The organism is Mesorhizobium sp. YL-MeA3-2017 (assembly GCF_030814575.1).
GTDB classification, from domain to species: Bacteria; Pseudomonadota; Alphaproteobacteria; order Rhizobiales; family Rhizobiaceae; genus Mesorhizobium; species Mesorhizobium terrae.
Genome location: NZ_JAUSVH010000001.1, coordinates 4351461 through 4369352 on the forward strand (window position 1 = coordinate 4351461; position 17892 = coordinate 4369352).

Genomic DNA, 17892 nt, shown 5'->3' on the forward strand with positions numbered 1-17892 from the left:
GATGACCCTCGACCCGAAGACCTTCCTCACCTCGATCTTCGATGCTGCGGTGGCCGCGGCTGACCCCGAATTGACCATTCGCCAGCATTTGCCGGCGAAGCCGAAGGGCCGCACCGTCGTGATCGGCGCCGGCAAGGGCTCGGCACAGATGGCGGCGGCCTTCGAAAAGGTGTGGGATGGGCCGGTCGAAGGGCTGATCGTCACGCGCTACGGTTATGGCGCGCCGACGAAACATCTCGAGGTGGTGGAGGCCGCGCATCCGGTTCCCGACGCCGCCGGCCTCGCCGCCGCCAAGCGGCTGCAACAGGCCGTTTCCGGCCTCTCCGAGGATGATCTCGTAATCGCGCTGATCTGCGGCGGCGGTTCCGCGCTGCTGCCCGCACCGGCGGGCGACCTCACATTGACGGACGAGATCGCCGTCAACGAGGCGCTGCTCGCCTCGGGCGCGCCGATCTCGGCCATGAACACCATTCGCAAGCATGTCTCCGCCATCAAGGGCGGGCGCCTTGCCGCCGCCGCCTGGCCGGCCAGGGTTGTGTCGCTGGTGGTGTCCGACATTCCGGGCGACAATCCGGCCCTTGTCGCCTCCGGCCCCACTGTCCCGGACACTGGCAGCCGCGCCGACGCGCTTGCCGCGATCGCTGCCTACGGCATGAAGTTGCCAGAGGCAGTCATGGCGCACATCAATTCGCCAGCCGCCGACGCACCGCATCCGGACGATCCGAAATTCGTGCGCAACGAGGTGCATGTCATCGCCTCGGCAGCCGTCTCGCTGGAAGCGGCCGCAGAAGAGGCGAAGCGCCAAGGCATTGAAGCCGTCATCCTTTCCGACGCGCTGGAAGGCGAGGCGCGGGAGGTGGGCTCCGTCCATGCCGCGATCGCGCGCGAAGTGGCGACACGCAACCGGCCGTTCAGGAAACCGGTGCTGATCCTCTCCGGTGGCGAGACCACGGTGACCTTACGCGCGAAGGGCAAGGGCGGCCGCAATTCGGAGTTCCTGCTCGCTTTCGCCATCGGTATCGACGGCGTCGCCGGCATCGATGCCATGGCCGCCGACACCGACGGCATCGACGGTTCGGAAAACAATGCCGGCGCCTTCTGCACCGGCTCGACCGTCACGCGCATGCGCGCCGCCAACGTCGACGCCAAGGCCATGCTGGCCGGCAACAATGCCTGGACGGCGTTCAACGCAGTCAACGATCTCTTCGTGCCGGGGCCGACCGGCACGAATGTCAACGACCTCAGGGCTGTTCTGGTGCGGTAGGTAGGGCTCTACAGGCGAGCCCGGCGCTGCCTCACACCTCGTGCAGATAGAGGTGGTAGTCCAACTCGCTCACCGTGCGGGCGACTCGCAGATATTCCGCCCATTTGATCTCGACGAAGGTCTTGTGTAGATCGGGGCCGAGCGCTGTCGCGAGGAAGGACGAACCGCGCGCGGCGTCGATGGCGGCGCGCCAGTCCACCGGCATCTTGCTCTTGGCTTCGCCGGCCGCCTCATAGCCGTTTCCGGTCACTTCCGCACCCGGATTGAGCTTTTCCTCCAGCCCCTTCGCAACGCCGGCCAGAATTGTCGCCGCCACCAGATAGGGATTGGCATCGACGCCGGAAGGGCGGTGCTCGATACGGCGGTTCCTGGCTTCGCCGGCCGGCACGCGCAGTGCTACCGAGCGGTTGTTGACGCCCCAGGTCGGCGCTACTGGTGCATAGGACTGCGACACGAAGCGCCGCCATGAATTGGCGTGCGGTGCAAACACCAGCATGGATTCGGCCATGGTCTCGGCCAACCCACCCAGCGCATGGAGCAGCAGTGGTGACCATGTGCCGGGCATGGTTTCGGTGAAGACGTTCTTGCCGGCGCCGTCGAGCAACGAGACATGGAAATGCATGCCGGAGCCGGCATATTTTTCGATGGGCTTGGCCATGAAGCAGGCGGTGACGCCGTGGCGGCGTGCCTGCATGCGCACCAGCCGCTTCAGCATGACGAGATCGTCAGCGGCACGCATCACGCCCTTGCGGTAATTCAGCGTCAGCTCGTACTGGCCGGGCGCATATTCCGAAATCACTGTTTCGGCCGGAATGCCTTGCGCTTTGGCTGCCGCATAGATGTCCGAGAACAGCGGTTCCATGCCGTGCAGATGATCGACCGAATAGACCTCCGTCTTTCCGCTCCTGCGTCCATCTAGCACGGCATTCGCCGGCTGCACCTTGCCGTCGGCATCGCGCTCATTGGCCAGCAGGAAGAATTCCAGCTCAAAGGCGCCGGCAGGATGCAGGCCCTTGGCCGCCAGCGCCTCGACCTGGCGGGCGAGCGCATGGCGCGGGTCCGATGTCATGGCTTGGCCGTCGAGATGATACATCGCCATCAGCACCTGGCCGCGCGGCGGGTTGGTGCCGTGCAGCGGCACCAACGTACCGGGGATCGGCCAGGCGCGCAGGTCGCCGTCGCCGGAATCCCAGATCAGGCCTGTCTCGTGCACGTCCTCGCCGGTGATGTCGAGGCCGAGGATCGAGATCGGCATGTGGCGGCCGTTCTCATACACGCCCATGAGTTCGTGTCTGCGCAGGATTTTACCGCGCCCGACGCCGTTTGCGTCGGTCAGCACGATGTCAAAGGCTTCGATTTCGGGGTGGGCTTCGAGGAAGGCAGTGGCTTCGGCGAGCGTCGAGCCGGAAGGTGAGGTCATGATGGCACTCTGAAGGGTGATTGTGTGGCTTGTCTCATGCCGCGAGCTTGGCGGCAACATCGGCGAAGGCGGCGATCAGCCGTTTCACCTGGCTTGCCGTGGTGACGGGCGAGACGAGCATCATGTTGTGGAACGGCGCGATCAGCACGCCGCGATTGACCAGCGCGACATGCACGGCCGCTTCCAGTTCCGGCACGTGCGCGCCTTCGGCCTCGGCGCCATTGCTGAGCGGGCCGGGCGCGCAGATGAACTCGACGCGGGCGCCGACGCGCATCACATGCCAGGGCAGCCGGTTGCGCTCGATTGCGGCGGCAAGCCCCTTGGCCAGTTTGTCGGCCAGCCGTTCCATATGCGCGTAGTTCTCCGCCGTCATCACCTGTTCCAGCGTTGCGCGCATGGTGGCGAATTGCAGTGGGTTGGCCGACAGTGTCGTGCCCATGCCGGAATAGCCGGGCTCCTTGGCGTGGTTGTAAGCGGCGTAGCGCGAGGCCGTTTCTTCGCTCATGCCCCAGATGCTGGCCGGCACGCCGCCCGCCACCGGCTTGCCGAGCACGAACAGGTCCGGTTCGAGACCGCGGGTTCCGGTGTAGCCGCCACGGCCGGTCGAGATCGTGTGCGTCTCGTCGATCAGCAGTAGCGTGCCGGTCTCGCGGGTCAGGCGCCGCAGCGCTTCATGGAAACCGGGTTCAGGCAACACCATGCAGGAATTGGTCAGCACCGGTTCGGTGATAACGCAGGCGACATCCTTCGCCTTCAGCGCCGCTTCCAGTGCCGGCAGGTCATTGAACTCGACGATTTTGGCACGCTGGGTGAGGTCGCGGAATTCGCCGGCCAGTCCCGGCCGGTTGATCGGCTTGCCGTCCTTGATGCGCACCATCGTCTCGTCGACCGAGCCGTGATAGCAGCCGTTGAAGACGAGGATCTTGTCGCGGCCGGTCACCGCGCGGGCCACGCGCAGCGCGAAGCGGTTGGCGTCGGTGGCCGTGGTGGCGATCTGCCAGTAGGGCAGGCCGAAAAGCTCCTGCAGCAGCGTGCCGACCGCCAGCGCGTCCTCGGACGGCAGCATGTAGGTCAGGCCGCGTCCGGCCTGCTTGCGGATGGCACGCGCGACTGGCGCCGGCGAATGGCCGAACATCGAGCCGGTATCTCCGAGGCAGAAATCGTCCAGCCGGTTGCCATCGATGTCGGTGATCGTGGCGCGTGTCGCGCTGTCGACCAGGATCGGGAAGGGCGTTGGCCAGTCGGTCATCCAGTGCATCGGCACGCCGTCGAAATAGCCGGCGATGCCGTTGCCGGTGCGGGCCTGCGATTTCGGGCGGGCTTTTCGGAAAATTTCCGCTTCGGTTGCGCGCAGTTTTGCGACACGTTGGGCATCGATGCCGCCGATGATACTGTTCGACCTGGTGCTTACGCTCATTCATTCCCCCTGTTGGCGCGGGGCACTCTAGCCAGAGGCGGCGACAAACCGCAATTGGCCGCCGCGCCAGGGAGCATTGGTTCAGGGGTAGGGGTGACGGCCCGGCATCCAGCCGTCATTCGTCGTGCATGGCGGCGATGGCCCGCCGCATCAGCGCGAGGAACTGTTCTTTCTCGTCATCGCTGAAATTCGCCAGGGCCGCCCCGTTTTGGGCGCGGGCGGCGTCGGTGGCCGGGCCTTGCAGCGCCGCTGCGATCCGCGTCAGGTGGACGGATTGTGAGCGGCCATCGTTAGGGTTGGAACGCCGCACGATCAGCCCGTCGCGCTCCATCCGGGCGAGTGTATTGGCCATGGTGGCCTGTTCGACGTCGAGCCTGCGCACCAGTTCGCTCTGACTCAGCCCGTCCTCGTCCCATAGCGCCAGCAGCGTCATGAACTGCGCCGGCGCCAGTCCAAGCGGGCGGATGCGTTGTTGCAACCCCTTGGCGAACAGGCGTGCCATCTGGTTGGCGAGGAAACCGGCGGAGCGTTCTTTCTGAAAGGGCATGGTGTAGAGATAGCTGTTGAATAGCATGCTATGCAATGATATATAGCTTGCTATTCAAATTGGTGGAGGATCGCATGAAAGCGAAGATCCACGCGGCGGCCGGTTCCGTCGCGCTGCTTGCTGTTGTCTGTTTCTGGCTGTCGACGGCGGTCGCCGAAATCTCGGGCGACGCCGATACCGTCGCGGCGGTCAAATCGGGCATTCTCGTCGGCATGGTCGTGCTGGTTCCGGCCATGGCGATTGCCGGTGCATCGGGCTTTTCGCTGGGCAAGGGCTGGAAGAGCCCGGTCGTGGCGCGCAAGAAGCGTCGTATGCGCGTCATCGCCGCGAACGGCATGCTCATCCTTTTGCCGTCGGCCTATCTGCTCGCGGGCTGGGCGGGGCAGGGCCGCTTCGATGCGGTATTCATGATGGTGCAGGCGCTGGAACTGGCGGCCGGCGCCGTCAACATCGTGCTCTTGTCGCTGAATATGCGCGACGGGTTGGCTTTGCGGCGCAGACCGTCGGCGGTGGTGCGCGCCGGCTGATGCTTAAGCAGTGATGTCGATGATCCCGCAGTCGCCGGTGGCACTGCCGAAGGCGACGCGGCGTTCCTCGCGGTCCCATGCCAGCGCCGTGATGGCGCCCTTGCCGGGGCGGCGCAACAGCACTTCCTTGGCATCGGCGAAGCGGGCGGCGATCACCATGCCGTCCTCATAACCGATCGCCACGACGTCTTCGCTCGGGTGGCATGCCACTGCGGTGACCATGGTGTTGCCGCGCGTGCCGAGTTCCAGTGGTGCCTTGCCCATCGGTCCGTCCTTGGCCTGGAACGGCCATACGATCGCCGCCGGCGCGCCGGAACTGGCCAGCCATTTGCCGCGCGCGCTCCATGACAGGCTCTTCACCTTGGCGGGGTAGCCTGACATGCGCATGTGCTTGCCGTCGGCCAGCTTCCAGCCATGCAGGGCGTTTTCCTGCATCGTGGTCACGAGGAAATTGCCGTCGGGCGAGAAGGCGACGCCGGTATGGGCGCCGGCCCATTCCAATTCCGTCGGCTTGCCTTCAGTGGCGGGGAAATGCAGCGTCGCGCCATTGTAGCGGGCAACGCCGAAGCGCATGCCCTTCGGTGCGAAAGCCAGTCCTTCAACCGTGCGCGGGTGTTGGAATTCCTTGGTCTTGCCGTCGGCGAAGCGCACGAAGGCGCTCTTGCCAACGCCATAGGCGATGGCGCCCTGGGGACCTGCGGCGACACTGGTTACCCATTTCCTGCCGGCCGTCGCGAGTTCCTCGACCACGCCATTGGCCTTGACCGAAAACACCTTGCCGTCCTCGCCGCCGGTCACCAGCCTGTCATTGGCCGTGTCGTGGAAAGCGGTCAGCAGCCCGTCATTGGCTTGAACGGTCTTGTGACCGTGGTCCAGCCTGTGCACGGCGCCGTCGGCGAAGGCGAAATGCGGCACGTCGTCAAGGAAGACGGCGGTGATGCAATGGCCATCGATATCAAGCGGGGCGACTGTCGGCATCAGGCAGAATTCCGTGCAAATATTCGAATGGCGGCGCCGAAAAATTCAGCCCCTCACCGGCTTTCGTAGCCGGTGAGGGGCTTACTCGACCTTTCCGCTCCAGGCAAGGAAGCGCGCCGCGACACTCAGGCCGCCTGGCAGGCCTCGAAGCTCGACTTCAGCCGTTCGGCGTCCAGCTTGCGGCCGATGAATACCAGCCGGCTTTCATGCTTCTCGCCGTCTTTCCAGGCGCGCTGATGGTCGCCTTCGATGATCATGTGCACGCCCTGCAGCACATAGCGGTCCGGATCGTCCTTGAGCGCGATGATGCCCTTCAGGCGCAGGATGTTCGGCCCTTCCATCTGGGTGATCTTCTCGATCCAGGGGAAGAACTTCTTCGGGTCCATCTCGCCGCCGCGCAATGACACTGACTGCACCGTCACATCGTGGATAGGCGAAGCGTGGTGATGATGGTCATGATCGTGGTGGTGGTGATTATGATCATGATGATGGTGGTGATGGTCGTGGTCGCAGTCCGGGCCGCATTCATGATCGTGGTCGTGATCATGCGCGTCGAGGAAATGCGGGTCGTTGTCCAGCGCGCGCTTCAGGTCGAAGGCGCCACGGTCGAGCACTTCCGACAGCGCAACGCCGGAACGTTGGGTGCGGTGGATGCGGGCCGAAGGGTTGATGGCGCGGATCGTCGCCTCGACGCTGGCGAGTTCTTCAGGCGTCACCAGGTCGGTCTTGTTCAGCACGACCACGTCGGCGAAGGCGATCTGGTCCTCGGCCTCCTTGGAATCCTTCAGGCGCAGCGGCAGGTGCTTGGCGTCGACCAGTGCGACGACCGCGTCGAGCTTGGTCTTGGAACGCACGTCGTCGTCCATGAAGAAGGTCTGGGCCACCGGTGCCGGGTCGGCAAGACCGGTGGTCTCGACCAGGATCGCGTCGAAGCGGCCGGGCCGACGCATCAGGCCTTCGACGGTGCGGATCAGGTCGCCGCGCACCGTACAGCACACGCAACCGTTGTTCATCTCGTAGATTTCCTCGTCGGATTCCACAATCAGGTCATTGTCGATGCCGATCTCGCCGAATTCGTTGACGATCACGGCATAACGCTTGCCATGGTTTTCAGAGAGAATGCGGTTGAGCAGCGTCGTCTTGCCGGCGCCGAGATAGCCGGTCAGCACGGTTACGGGGATCTGCGTCTGTGTCTCGCTCATATCGGGGCCTCGAGAGGGAATTTGCCTCCATATAGGACGCCGCTGGCGCTTTTGCACCTGCCAAACCGCTGATCCAGGATGGTTTGCCGCCTCGATCGCACTGCCTTTTCGCAGCGCGATAATCCTTTGTCATCTAACTGAAATAATGATCTGTCATTAGCCACGGCGACTGTTGCGTGGCTTGCCGGCAAAGCGCTTCGTTTGGCCGGCCTCTTTGAACAATGATTGCCAATCCGAGCGCCACGGCTATTGTTGCCCGGTCCGGCGCGGTCGAGGAGACTGACCATGGCCAAGGCTGATAAAAGTGCGACGATGAGCCGGCTGCATTCCGCAGCCCGGCTGGCGCGAACCGCGCTCGCTGCCAGATTGCTGGCGCACGGGTTTTATGCCGGGCAGGACCAGATCATGCTGGCGCTGAGCCGCGAGGACGGCCAGACCCCCGGCACTCTGGCCGACCGGCTGGGCGTACGTCCGCCCACCATCACCAAGACCATCAACCGGTTGCAGGCGCAGGGCTTCCTCGACAAGCGCGCTTCCAATGCCGATGCCCGCCAGGCGCATATCTTCCTCACCGATTCGGGCCGCGAGACCATCCACGCCATCGAGAAGTCGGTGAAGAAGACCGAGAAACAGGCGCTGCGCGGCCTCGACAAGAAAGACCAGAAGACCCTGTTCAAGCTGCTCGCCCGCATCGAGGCGAACCTGTCGGACGAAGAGATCGTGCTCGCCGACGAGGAAGAGGAAGAACAGGACGCCTGACGCCCGGCTTCGGCTTACGCCGCTTGGGCCTGGCCCGGCGCTTTGCGACGGATCAATGACGACCAGCGCCCCGGTGTCAGGCCAAAGGCCTTCTTGAACTGCCGGTTGAAATGGCTCTGGTCGCTGAAGCCGGCCGCCGCCGCGATTTCCGCCAGCGGCATGTCTGCCCTCATCATCCGTTTTGCCTGTTCCAACCGCCGCATCAGAAGGAAGCGATGTGGGCTGGTGGAGAAGGCGGCGCGGAAATGGCGTGACAGCGCATAGCGGTCGAGGCCGGTGACCGCTTCCAGCGCGTCGGACCGCACCAGTTCCAGTGCATTTTCCCTGAGATAGTCGCGCGCACGATTGGCCGCGCTCCAAGCCGTTTTACCCAACACCTTGTCCGGGCGGTTAGCGTGCCGCAGCAGGAAGCCGGCAAGCTCGGCCACGAAATCGTCGACAAACAGCGGGTCCAGCCCACGGTCGAGTTCGTCGAACGCACCGGCGAGCGTTGTACGGAACGCCGCGTCGTCGACGACTGCCTCGGGCACGAAGGGCAGCGGCGCGCCACCCATGGCGTCGGCCAGCAGCGACGGTTCCAGATAGAGCATGTGATAGCGCAGTTCCGTGTCGGTGCCGGCGCCGCCATCATGCACCTCGTCCGGGTGTAGCACCATCAGCTGGCCGGGCAGGCTGTGGCGTTCCGCGCCCCGGTAGTGAAAGCTCTGCACGCCCGACAATGTCACGCCGATCGCATAGGTGTCGTGTCGATGCGGGTCGAAGACGGGGCCATGAAACCAGGCTTCCATGCGCTCTATGCCGTTCAGATCAGGCGCCTGCACGATGCGGTCGCCGCCGTCATGCGCGCACAAACGTCCAAGACCCTGGAAGGCCTCATTGGATAAATCGGTCGGCATCATCTCGGTCATCGGAACTGATATAGGAAGCTGCCATGTTCGACACCAAGTTTACAATCGTGCTGAGGGAAGATCTGGCCGTCTGGCAGAAACTCAACGTCGCCGCCTTCCTCAGCACCGGTGTCGCCGCCCAGTTTCCGCAGATGATCGGCGAGCCCTATCGCGACCGTGCCGGCAACATCTACAACGCCTTGTCGATCCAGCCGGTTATTGTTTTGTCGGCCGACCAGACCACCTTGTCCACCATCCACCGCCGTTCGCTGGAACGGGGTGTGACGATCTCGCTTTATGTCGAAGAGATGTTCTCGACCGGCTTCGATTCGCTGAACCGCGAGACCTTTGCCAAATTCGCCCCGGACGACGCGAAAGTGGTCGGCATTGCCATGCGCGCCGACAAGAAGATCGTCGACAAGATCACCAAGGGCGCGCGTATGCAGGCCTGAGTGCCGAGCTGCTGCCTCGGCACCGTGGAATCCCGCGCCAGCGGCATCTTTTATATTGCCGCCGGCCGCCGTTTCCCGCACAAGCTGGTCACGATCGAACTTCGTGACGCCTTGCAGCCGTGAACCAGCCCAACAGACAGGAAGAAAGTGCGACGCCACCGGCGGCGATCGCCTACATGCTGTCTGTCTACGTCTCGTTCTCCTTTCTCGACACCTCTTCCAAATATCTGGTGCTGGCAGGCATCGCCCCGCTCTTCATCGCCTGGATGCGCTTCACCGTGCATGTCGTGCTGGTCATGGGTCTGTTCCGCTCCTGGCAGGGGCTGGCGCGCTTTCGGGCTGCGAACCTGCCGGCGCATATCCTGCGCGGCGTGCTGCTGCTTGGCTCCACCTTGTTCAACATCCTGGCGCTGCGCACGCTGCAGCTTGCCGAAACCACGTCGATCTATTTCTTCGGGCCGATGGTCATCACCGCACTGGCCGGCCCGTTGCTCGGCGAATGGGCCGGCTGGCGGCGCTGGTTGGCGATCCTTGCCGGCTTTGTCGGCGTGCTGGTCATCACGCGGCCGGGCGTCGGCGTCTTCGGTGTCGGCCATCTCCTGGCGCTCGGCTCGATGCTGTCCAATTCCTTCTACGTCATCATGACGCGGCGCATGGCCGCCAAGGAGACGCCTGAGAGCCTGATCCTCTATTCGGCGCTTGTGCCATCCTTGCTGCTCCTGCCGACCTTGCCCTTCTCGGCGACGCTGCCGCCGGATGGCTGGCACTGGCTCATCCTGCTTCTGCTTGGCGTTTTCGGAGGTCTTGGCCACTGGCTGCTGATCCGAGCCTACAAGCTGGCCACCGCCACCGCGCTGGCGCCTTATCCTTATTCGCAGATGATCTGGATGATCGGCTTCGGTTATTTCATCTTCGGCCAGTTCCCGGACGGATGGACGCTCGGCGGTGCCGCCATCATCGTCGCCAGCGGCCTCTACATCCTGCACCGTGAGCACAGGCTGAGGGTTCGCAACCGCGCCGCGCTCGACGCCGAAACCGGAGAGCTGGCAAAAAAGCTTTGATTTGCCGTCGTTCGATGGCATAAGCCGCTTTTAAACAGTTTAAATTGAGCGGGAGCCAAGGGCGCTGGCACAGAAGATCAAGCTTTCGACCATTGCCGACGCACTCGGCGTTTCAACCGCCACAGTTTCGCTGGCGCTGCGCGACAGCCCGCTGGTGGCTGGCGCGACCCGCGAGAAGATCAAGGAACACGCCCGCGAGATCGGTTACATCTACAACCGCCGCGCCGCTTCGCTGCGCACATCGCGCTCCGGCATCGTCGGCGTCGTCGTGCACGACATCATGAACCCGTTCTATGCCGAGATCCTGCGCTCCATCGAGCACGAGCTCGACCGCAGCCGGCAGACCTTCCTGCTCTCAAACCACTACGACCAGCTCGACAAGCAGCGCACCTTCATCGACACGCTGCTGCAGCTTGGCGCCGATGGCGTCATCATGTCGCCGGCCATCGATACGCCGGCCTCCGACATCATCATGGCGGAGGAAAATGGCCTCCCCGCCGTGCTGATCGCGCGCGATGTCGAAGACGCGCATGTGCCCGTTTTTCGCGGCGACGACGCCTATGGAACGGCGCTCGCCACCAACCATCTGATCTCGCTTGGCCACAAGCGCATCGCCATGGTCGGCGGCACCGACCAGACCTCGACCGGGCGCGACCGCTATCAGGGCTATGTCAACGCCATGGAGGCGGCAGGGCTTGAGATCATGCCGTCCTGGCGCATTCCCGGACCCCGCACCAAGCAGGGCGGGTTCGAAGCCGCCGCGCAGTTCCTGGCGTTGAAGGACAAGCCGACCGCAGCCTGCTGCTGGAACGATCTCGTCGCCATCGGCCTGATGAACGGCATCGCCCGCGCCGGCCTGATGCCGGGCGTCGACATCTCGGTGACCGGTTATGACGATCTCGAGGAAGCGCAGATCGCGACGCCGGCGCTGACCACTGTGTGGAACGGCCAGCGCGAAGTCGGCCGCCGCGCCGCCAGCGCGCTGCTCGACAAGCTGAACGGCCAGACGGTGCGCCCTTCGCAGGAGCTCATCAAGCCGGAACTCCACGTGCGCCAGTCGACCGGCCGCCCGGTCGAACGGCACTAGCCGCCCTTCACGTCAGCCAGTTCTCCCGCTCACACGTGTTTGCGGCCGCCGGCGGCGCGGAACCATTCGTCCGGATAGGGATACCACCAGTCCTGGATGGTCGGCTTGTGGTCGATGATCACCATCTTCGAGCGGCGAAAGGCATCCAGCCCTTGCCGGCCGAGTTCGCGGCCGAGCCCCGAGGCCTTCCAGCCGCCGAAGGGCAATGCGTCATTGTCGATCAGCGGGTTGTTCACCCACACCATGCCGGCTTCCAGTTGTTCGGCCGCTTCATGCGCTTCGGCGAGATCGCTGGTGAAGATCGAGGCACCCAGCCCGAATGGGCTGTCATTGGCCAGCCGGATCGCCTCGTCGAAATCCTTCACCCGGCAGATCGCCGCCACCGGTCCGAAACACTCCTCGCGGCAGATCGCCATATCGGGCGTCACCCCGGTCAGGATGGTCGGCTCGTAGAACCAGCCGGTCGTCTGCGCCGGCGGAATGCGTCCGCCCGTCACCGCGGTCGCACCGTTGCGCACGGCGTCATCCACCAGACGCATCACCTTGGCGCGGGCGGCTTCGCTGACCAGCGGGCCGATCTCGCTCTTGTCGAGCCCGTTGCCGATCCTGAGTGCCCGCGTCCGCTCGGCGAACAGTTCGACGAAACGGTCATGCACGCTGTCGACCACATAGAAGCGCTCGGCCGAGGTGCAGACCTGTCCGGTCAGATGGAATGCGGCGGTCACCGCGCCGGCGGCGGCGACGTCCAGCGGCGCATGCGCCGACACGATCATCGGATCGCTGCCGCCCGCCTCGATGACGCAGGGTTTCATGCGTTCCGCGCAGGCCACCGCCACCGCGCGGCCGGCCGCAACGGACCCGGTAAAGGCGACCGCATGCGTGCGTTCCGAGGCAATCAAAGCCTTGCCCGTCTCGGCTCCGCCCGGCAGGCAGGAGACCAGCCCTTCCGGCAGCGTGGCGAACACGCGCATGAATTCGAGCGTCGACAGCGTCGTCGCCTCGGCCGGCTTGATCACGCAGCCGTTGCCGGCGGCCAGCGAGGCGGCCACCGTCCAGCACATCAAAAGGATCGGGAAGTTGTAGGGCATGATGTGCACCGAGACCCCGTAGGGTTCGTAGCGTGCATATTGGAACGAGCCGGCCTGGGTGGTCCCGGCCACCTTGCCGGCGTCGTCGCGCGCCATTTCGGCATAGTAGCGGAAGATCGGCGCGCAATTGGCGATCTCGCCGATCGCTTCCGGATAGGGTTTGCCCATCTCGCGCACCATCAGCTCGGCGCAATGCGTGAAATCGGCCGCCTCGATGGCGTTGGCCACCGCGTGCAGCTGCTTGGCGCGGCTCTTGGCATCGAGCCTCTTCCAGCCGAACTGGGCTTTGGTCGCCGCCGCAAGCACCGCGTCGATCTCCGCATCGGTCGCCGCCGCGATGGCTCCCACCGTCTCCAGCGTGGCGGGGTCGATCACCGCCTTGGCCGTGCCCATCATCGGCCGATAGCCGGGATTGACGAACAGGGCCGGTTGATGGGCCGAGAAATCCATATGCACCTCCCGATCCGCTCAGCGGATCATGTAGACCTTCTTGATCGTCTCGTGGACCGTGCAGACGCCCTTCCAGTCCTGCGGGAAGAACGCCGCCGTGTCGGGCTCGATCTCGATGACCTCGCCGGATTCGTGCACATAGGTGCAGCGGCCTTCCAGGAAGTGGCAGAACTCGTCGCGGGTGACGTGGCATTCCCATTTGCCGGGCGTGCAGATCCACAGGCCGCATTCGGAACGGCCCTCCGGGCCCTTGTGCAGGACCTTGCCCGAGGTGTGCGACTGGCCCTCGATCATGGTGGGGATGACGCCCCAGTCGACCAGGTCGGCCATGGCAAGCGGCGATTTCCAGACAGGTGTCGGCATGTTTGTTCCTTGGTTGGGCCGGTTTCAGGCCAGCATGTAGATGTTGCGGATGGTCTCATGGACCGTGCATTCGCCGGTCCAGCCGGCGGGGAACATCGCGGCGGTGTTCGGTGTGACCTCGACGACTTCGCCGTCGTCGCTGCGATAGGTCGCGCGACCGGCGACGAAATGGCAGAACTCGTCGCGGGGAATGGCAAGCCGCCAGCGGCCAGGCGTACACACCCAGATGCCGGACTCCGGCTGGGTGTTCGGCCCCTTGTGCACCAGCCGCCCGGTGGAGTGGGAAGCGCCCTCGATCGCGTTGGGCTGCACGCCCCAGTCGACAAGGTCGGTGCGGGTCGAGGCTTGGGTCAGATGCGGGGCCGAGCTCATGCCGCGGCCTCCGCCAGCAGGCCTTCCAGCAGGCGCGCCGCCTTGGCCGGGCCGTCCTGCGCCTGCATATGTGCCGAGGTGGCGGTGAGGCGGGCCTTGAGGCGTGGATTGGTCAGGCAGTCCTCCAGTCTGGCGACGAGCTCGGCCTCGGTCCAGTCATAGCGCGGCATCTTGAAGCCGTGGCCGGTTTCCTGCACGCGCGTCGCATTGTCATGGCCGTCCCACACATAGGGCATGATGATGGCCGGCTTGCCGAAGAACAGGCTTTCGGTGAAGGAGTTGTTGCCGCCGTGGTGGATGACGGCGTCGACCTGCGGGATCACCGAGGGCTGCGGGAACCAGCCGTCGATGATGACATTGGCAGGCACGTCCCCGTATTGCTCCTTGTAGCCGCCGACATTGACGAGCGCGCGGTAGCGGGTTTTGCCGATCGCGGCGATGATGCGCTTGAGCAGCTCCGTGTCGCCGGCCCCAAGACTGCCGAAGGAGACGTAGATCAGCGGCCCGTCCTTGTTGGCGGCGAAGGCCGGCACCTCATATGGCACCTCCTTGCGCACGCAGCCTTCGAGGTACTGAAACCGCCCGGGGTCGAGCGGATGACGACGTTTGAACTTCGCCGCCTCCGGATAGAGCAGGAGGTTGAGATAGGGCGACGCCTCGAAGAACTGGCCGAGCGGATAAGGCGCTTCGCCGGAACCGGCGAGGAAGGCGTTGAAGTCATCATGGATCGGCCTGATCACCTGGTTGAAGTGGTCGCGATAGGCGGCATGCCCGGCATGATCGTTTTCGCCGCAACCGGAGAGATGCGGCGGGATATCCTCGTCCTCGATCTCATTTTCGGAGCACGAGATGATGCGCACCCACGGCTTGCCATACTGCTTGATGGCCGGAAACAGAACGACATTGTCGACGCAGATCACGTCAGGCCGGATTTTGGCGAGAATGCCTGGCAGATCCTTCTGCGCCCATTTGGCGCTGTCGACGATCGCCGTCCAGCAATCCTTCACATAGTTGTCGACCTGGTCGTAGGGCGATTTGCGGAAATTGGGGATGTGGCCGTTGATGAAGTCTTCCCAGAATTTCGCCATCTGCTCGGCCGGCATCGGCTCGGACAGGTTCACCGGATGGGCCTCGAAACCGTAACCTTTGTAGACGTCGACAAAGCCGGGGTCGGAGAGGAAGACCGCCCTGTGCCCGCGCGCCTCCAGCGCCTGGGCGATGCCGACCGAATTCAGCGCCGGGCCGAACGCCGCTTCCGGAAAAAACGCCACCGTCTTTTGCATCATGTCCTCCTCCTCAAATCACTCGGGAAAAATGCGCGTGTCGGCCGCGCTCCAGCCGGCTTCGACGCTCTCGCCAACGCGCGGCGGGCGCCGGTCGGCGGCATCGGCGGTAAGGCGGATCGTGAATGGCGCCGGGCAGGCGTCGGTGCGGATGTGCACCTGCAGGTCCAGCCCGTGATAGGCGAGCGCCTCCACCGTCCCGCGCACGCGGTTCTCGGTCGGCTCTGTCGGAAACAGCGCGATGCGCTCCGGCCGCACCGCCGCCACCGCGGCCGCACCCGCTGCGAGATTGGCCGGTACGGCGCCTGAAACCTTGGCGCCGCTCGCCAGATCGAGCCCGTCGCCATTGGCGCGGCCGGGCAGGAAATTCATGACGCCGATGAAATCCGCGACGAACCGGTCGGCCGGCCGCTCGTAAATGGCGTGCGGCGTGTCGCATTGCAGCAGCCGGCCGTTGCGCAGCACCGCCACGCGGTCGGCCATCACCAGCGCTTCTTCCTGGTCGTGAGTGACGACCACGAAGGTGATGCCAACCTCATGCTGCAGGCGCTTCAGTTCCAGCTGCATGGCGCCGCGCAGCTTCTTGTCCAGCGCGCCGAGCGGCTCGTCGAGCAGGAGCAGGCGCGGCCGCTTCACCAGCGCGCGCGCTAGCGCCACACGCTGCTTCTGGCCGCCCGACAATTGGTCCGGCTTGCGGTCGGCTAGCCCTGCGAGCTGCGTCGTCTCCAGCATCGCGTCGACCCGCGAGCGGATTTCGGCCGCAGGCAGCCTTTCCATCTCCAGACCATAGGAGATGTTGGCGCGCACGGTCATGTGCGGAAACAGCGCGTAGGACTGGAACATCAGGTTGACCGGGCGCCGGTTAGGCGGCACCCGCGCGATATCGTTGCCATCCAGCAGGATGCGCCCTTCGCTTGGCATTTCGAAACCGGCGAGGATGCGCAACAAGGTGGTCTTGCCGCAGCCTGACGGACCGAGCAGGGCGAAGAACTCGTTCTCGCGGATGTCGATCGACACGGCGTCGAGCGCGGTCACCGCGCCGAACCGCTTGTTCACCTGGTCGATGCCGAGCAGTGTCGCCTTTGCGCTCATGATGCGATGACCCCGCGGTTGAGGCGTTGCGACAAAGCGAGCGCCGTCACGCTTACCGCCATGACGATGCTGGCCAACGCGTTGATCTCCGGCGTGATGCCGAAACGGATCATCGAATAGATCTGCATCGGCAGCGTTGTGGACGAGCGCCCGGCGCCGGCCGTGAAGAAGGCGATGATGAATTCGTCGACCGAAAGCGTGAAGGCGAGCAGCGCGCCGGCAATGACGGCCGGCAGAATGACCGGCAGCGTCACGCGGCGAAACGTCGTCACGCCCGATGCGCCAAGATCGGCCGACGCCTCGATGATCGACCAGTCGAAGCTTTTTAGCCGCGCCCGCACGACGGAGCAGACGAAGGCGAGATTGAACACCACATGCGCCATGATGATGGTGTGCAGGCCCATCGGCATGTCGAGCATTGAAAAGAAGGAGAGCAGCGCGATCGCCAGCACGATGTCGGGAATGATCATCGGCGCGAACACCAGCGCTTCCAGCATGCGGCCGCGCCTGCGGCGAACCTCCATGCCAAGCGCCAGCAACGTGCCGAGCAGTGTGGCGACGGTGGTCGATATGAGCGCTACGATCAGCGTGTTGAATGCCGCCGACAGTATGGCGCGGTTACCCGCCAGCGCCGCATACCATTTCAGCGAGAAGCCGGACCAGGCCGTCGGCAGTCCACCCTCGTTGAAGGACAGCGCCACGAGCACGGCGATGGGGATATAGAGGAATATGAAGACGGCGATCAGAACGAGCTTCAGCCCGTGCGGCATGGAAGCACTATTCATCGGCGCCCGCCTTGGCCCTGCCGATGCCTGAGGCGCGTTCGGCCACCATTGCCTGGATCGTCAGCAGGAGCATCATGATGGCGATCAGCGTCATCGACAGCGCCGCGCCGAACGGCCAGTCATTGGCTGTCAAAAACTGGTCGTAGACGAGGTTGCCGATCATCTGGAAGCGGCCGCCGCCGAGCAGAGCCGGCGTCACGAAATTGCCGATCGACAACACGAACACGAACACCGCGCCGGCGGCGATGCCGTGGAAGGTCAGCGGTAGCGTCACGCGCCGGAAGGTGGTGGCGGCCGAGGCGCCGAGATCGCGCGAGGCCTCGCGCAGTTCCTGGTTGAGCCGCGACAGCGGCGCATAGCAGGCTAGAATCACGAAGGGCAGGTAGTTATAGACAAGCCCGGCGATGACCGCGCCTTCGGTGTAGAGCAGGGAAGGCGGCTCGCCCTGATAGCCGAACCAGCGCAGCAATTGCGTCACCAGGCCTTCGCGGTTGAGCAGCACGATCCAGGCGTAGGTGCGGATCAGGTAGTTCGACCAGAACGGCAGCACCGCGAGGAAGAGCAGCACCGGTTGCCGCCGTCGCGGAGCCGAGGCAATCGCATAGGCCGCCGCATAACCGACGACCGCTGCGATGACGGTGGCGAGCCCGGCGATCCGCGCCGAATTGAGGAAGATGCCGGTATAGAGCGGGTCCAGCACTCGGCCGAAATTTTCGAGCGTGAAAGTGTATTCGATGCCGCCATAGATGCCGCGTCGAAAGAAGGCGAGCGCCAGCACCAGCGCGCAGGGCAGCACCATGAGCGCGGTGAGCCAGGCGAGCGCCGGCGCCATCAACACAGTCGAACGGGTTTGCACTT

Annotated in this window: 19 protein-coding genes; 6 read left to right on the forward strand and 13 right to left on the reverse strand. The window is 64.5% G+C overall.

Annotated elements, in window-relative coordinates; translation table 11 throughout:
- Position 1 precedes the first annotated feature (1 nt).
- On the forward strand, positions 2–1264 hold the full coding sequence (locus tag QFZ88_RS20490; protein WP_024925929.1) for a glycerate kinase type-2 family protein: 1263 nt from the start codon (positions 2–4) through the stop codon (positions 1262–1264).
- Between the two features lie 31 nt (positions 1265–1295).
- Here QFZ88_RS20490 and QFZ88_RS20495 read toward each other — a convergent pair whose 3' ends face one another.
- The 3 genes from QFZ88_RS20495 to QFZ88_RS20505 all read right to left on the reverse strand — a co-directional run bounded on the left by QFZ88_RS20495 (position 1296) and on the right by QFZ88_RS20505 (position 4648).
- Complete coding sequence (locus QFZ88_RS20495) at positions 1296–2684, reverse strand: glutamine synthetase family protein (RefSeq protein ID WP_024925930.1); 1389 nt, start codon at positions 2682–2684, stop codon at positions 1296–1298.
- 34 nt (positions 2685–2718) lie between these two features.
- Positions 2719–4101 (reverse strand): aspartate aminotransferase family protein, encoded by a 1383-nt coding sequence (locus tag QFZ88_RS20500; protein ID WP_024925931.1) that lies wholly within the window; start codon positions 4099–4101, stop codon positions 2719–2721.
- A 115-nt stretch (positions 4102–4216) separates the two neighbouring features.
- Positions 4217–4648 carry a MarR family winged helix-turn-helix transcriptional regulator gene (locus QFZ88_RS20505; protein ID WP_024925932.1) on the reverse strand — a complete coding sequence of 144 codons (432 nt, stop codon included), beginning with the start codon at positions 4646–4648 and terminating at the stop codon, positions 4217–4219.
- A gap of 74 nt (positions 4649–4722) precedes the next feature.
- Between QFZ88_RS20505 and QFZ88_RS20510 the strand changes: the two genes are divergently transcribed.
- On the forward strand, positions 4723–5175 hold the full coding sequence (locus tag QFZ88_RS20510) for a hypothetical protein (RefSeq protein WP_024925933.1): 453 nt from the start codon (positions 4723–4725) through the stop codon (positions 5173–5175).
- A gap of 3 nt (positions 5176–5178) precedes the next feature.
- Here QFZ88_RS20510 and QFZ88_RS20515 read toward each other — a convergent pair whose 3' ends face one another.
- Positions 5179–6153, reverse strand: coding sequence for a WD40 repeat domain-containing protein (locus tag QFZ88_RS20515; RefSeq protein ID WP_024925934.1), 975 nt, complete (start codon positions 6151–6153; stop codon positions 5179–5181).
- Positions 6154–6278: 125 nt separating this feature from the next.
- A complete protein-coding gene (locus QFZ88_RS20520; RefSeq protein ID WP_024925935.1) occupies positions 6279–7355 on the reverse strand; it encodes a CobW family GTP-binding protein in 1077 nt (358 codons plus the stop codon).
- A 285-nt stretch (positions 7356–7640) separates the two neighbouring features.
- Here QFZ88_RS20520 and QFZ88_RS20525 point away from each other — a divergent pair, with 285 nt between their 5' ends.
- Positions 7641–8114 carry a MarR family winged helix-turn-helix transcriptional regulator gene (locus QFZ88_RS20525; protein WP_024925936.1) on the forward strand — a complete coding sequence of 158 codons (474 nt, stop codon included), beginning with the start codon at positions 7641–7643 and terminating at the stop codon, positions 8112–8114.
- A gap of 14 nt (positions 8115–8128) precedes the next feature.
- Here QFZ88_RS20525 and QFZ88_RS20530 read toward each other — a convergent pair whose 3' ends face one another.
- Complete coding sequence (locus QFZ88_RS20530) at positions 8129–9010, reverse strand: AraC family transcriptional regulator (protein WP_024925937.1); 882 nt, start codon at positions 9008–9010, stop codon at positions 8129–8131.
- A 35-nt stretch (positions 9011–9045) separates the two neighbouring features.
- Here QFZ88_RS20530 and QFZ88_RS20535 point away from each other — a divergent pair, with 35 nt between their 5' ends.
- From QFZ88_RS20535 to QFZ88_RS20545, 3 genes are all read left to right on the forward strand, one after another.
- Positions 9046–9453, forward strand: a complete 408-nt coding sequence (locus tag QFZ88_RS20535; protein WP_024925938.1) for a DUF2000 family protein — start codon at positions 9046–9048, stop codon at positions 9451–9453.
- Between the two features lie 176 nt (positions 9454–9629).
- Entirely contained in the window at positions 9630–10514 is an 885-nt protein-coding gene (locus QFZ88_RS20540) for a DMT family transporter (RefSeq protein ID WP_036255404.1), read from the forward strand.
- Between the two features lie 64 nt (positions 10515–10578).
- The gene (locus QFZ88_RS20545) at positions 10579–11601 is read left to right on the forward strand and encodes a LacI family DNA-binding transcriptional regulator (protein WP_024925940.1); all 1023 of its coding nucleotides are present in this window, start codon (positions 10579–10581) and stop codon (positions 11599–11601) included.
- Positions 11602–11630: 29 nt separating this feature from the next.
- On the opposite strand, the gene QFZ88_RS20550 is transcribed toward QFZ88_RS20545, so the two are convergent.
- From QFZ88_RS20550 to QFZ88_RS20580, 7 genes are read right to left on the reverse strand one after another with little or no spacing between them, the layout of a single operon-like run.
- Positions 11631–13139: an aldehyde dehydrogenase family protein gene (locus QFZ88_RS20550; protein ID WP_024925941.1), complete on the reverse strand. Its 1509-nt coding sequence runs from the start codon at positions 13137–13139 to the stop codon at positions 11631–11633.
- A gap of 18 nt (positions 13140–13157) precedes the next feature.
- A complete protein-coding gene (locus tag QFZ88_RS20555; protein ID WP_024925942.1) occupies positions 13158–13502 on the reverse strand; it encodes a cupin domain-containing protein in 345 nt (114 codons plus the stop codon).
- Between the two features lie 24 nt (positions 13503–13526).
- Positions 13527–13874 carry a cupin domain-containing protein gene (locus tag QFZ88_RS20560; protein ID WP_024925943.1) on the reverse strand — a complete coding sequence of 116 codons (348 nt, stop codon included), beginning with the start codon at positions 13872–13874 and terminating at the stop codon, positions 13527–13529.
- The gene (locus tag QFZ88_RS20565; protein WP_024927305.1) at positions 13871–15160 is read right to left on the reverse strand and encodes a glycosyltransferase; all 1290 of its coding nucleotides are present in this window, start codon (positions 15158–15160) and stop codon (positions 13871–13873) included. The genes QFZ88_RS20560 and QFZ88_RS20565 overlap by 4 nt, the downstream gene beginning before the upstream one ends.
- A gap of 15 nt (positions 15161–15175) precedes the next feature.
- On the reverse strand, positions 15176–16249 hold the full coding sequence (locus QFZ88_RS20570; RefSeq protein ID WP_024927190.1) for an ABC transporter ATP-binding protein: 1074 nt from the start codon (positions 16247–16249) through the stop codon (positions 15176–15178).
- Positions 16246–17034 (reverse strand): ABC transporter permease, encoded by a 789-nt coding sequence (locus QFZ88_RS20575; RefSeq protein ID WP_024927191.1) that lies wholly within the window; start codon positions 17032–17034, stop codon positions 16246–16248. The genes QFZ88_RS20570 and QFZ88_RS20575 overlap by 4 nt, the downstream gene beginning before the upstream one ends.
- Entirely contained in the window at positions 17027–17866 is an 840-nt protein-coding gene (locus QFZ88_RS20580) for an ABC transporter permease (RefSeq protein ID WP_024927192.1), read from the reverse strand. The genes QFZ88_RS20575 and QFZ88_RS20580 overlap by 8 nt, the downstream gene beginning before the upstream one ends.
- Between the last annotated feature and the right edge of the window lie 26 nt (positions 17867–17892).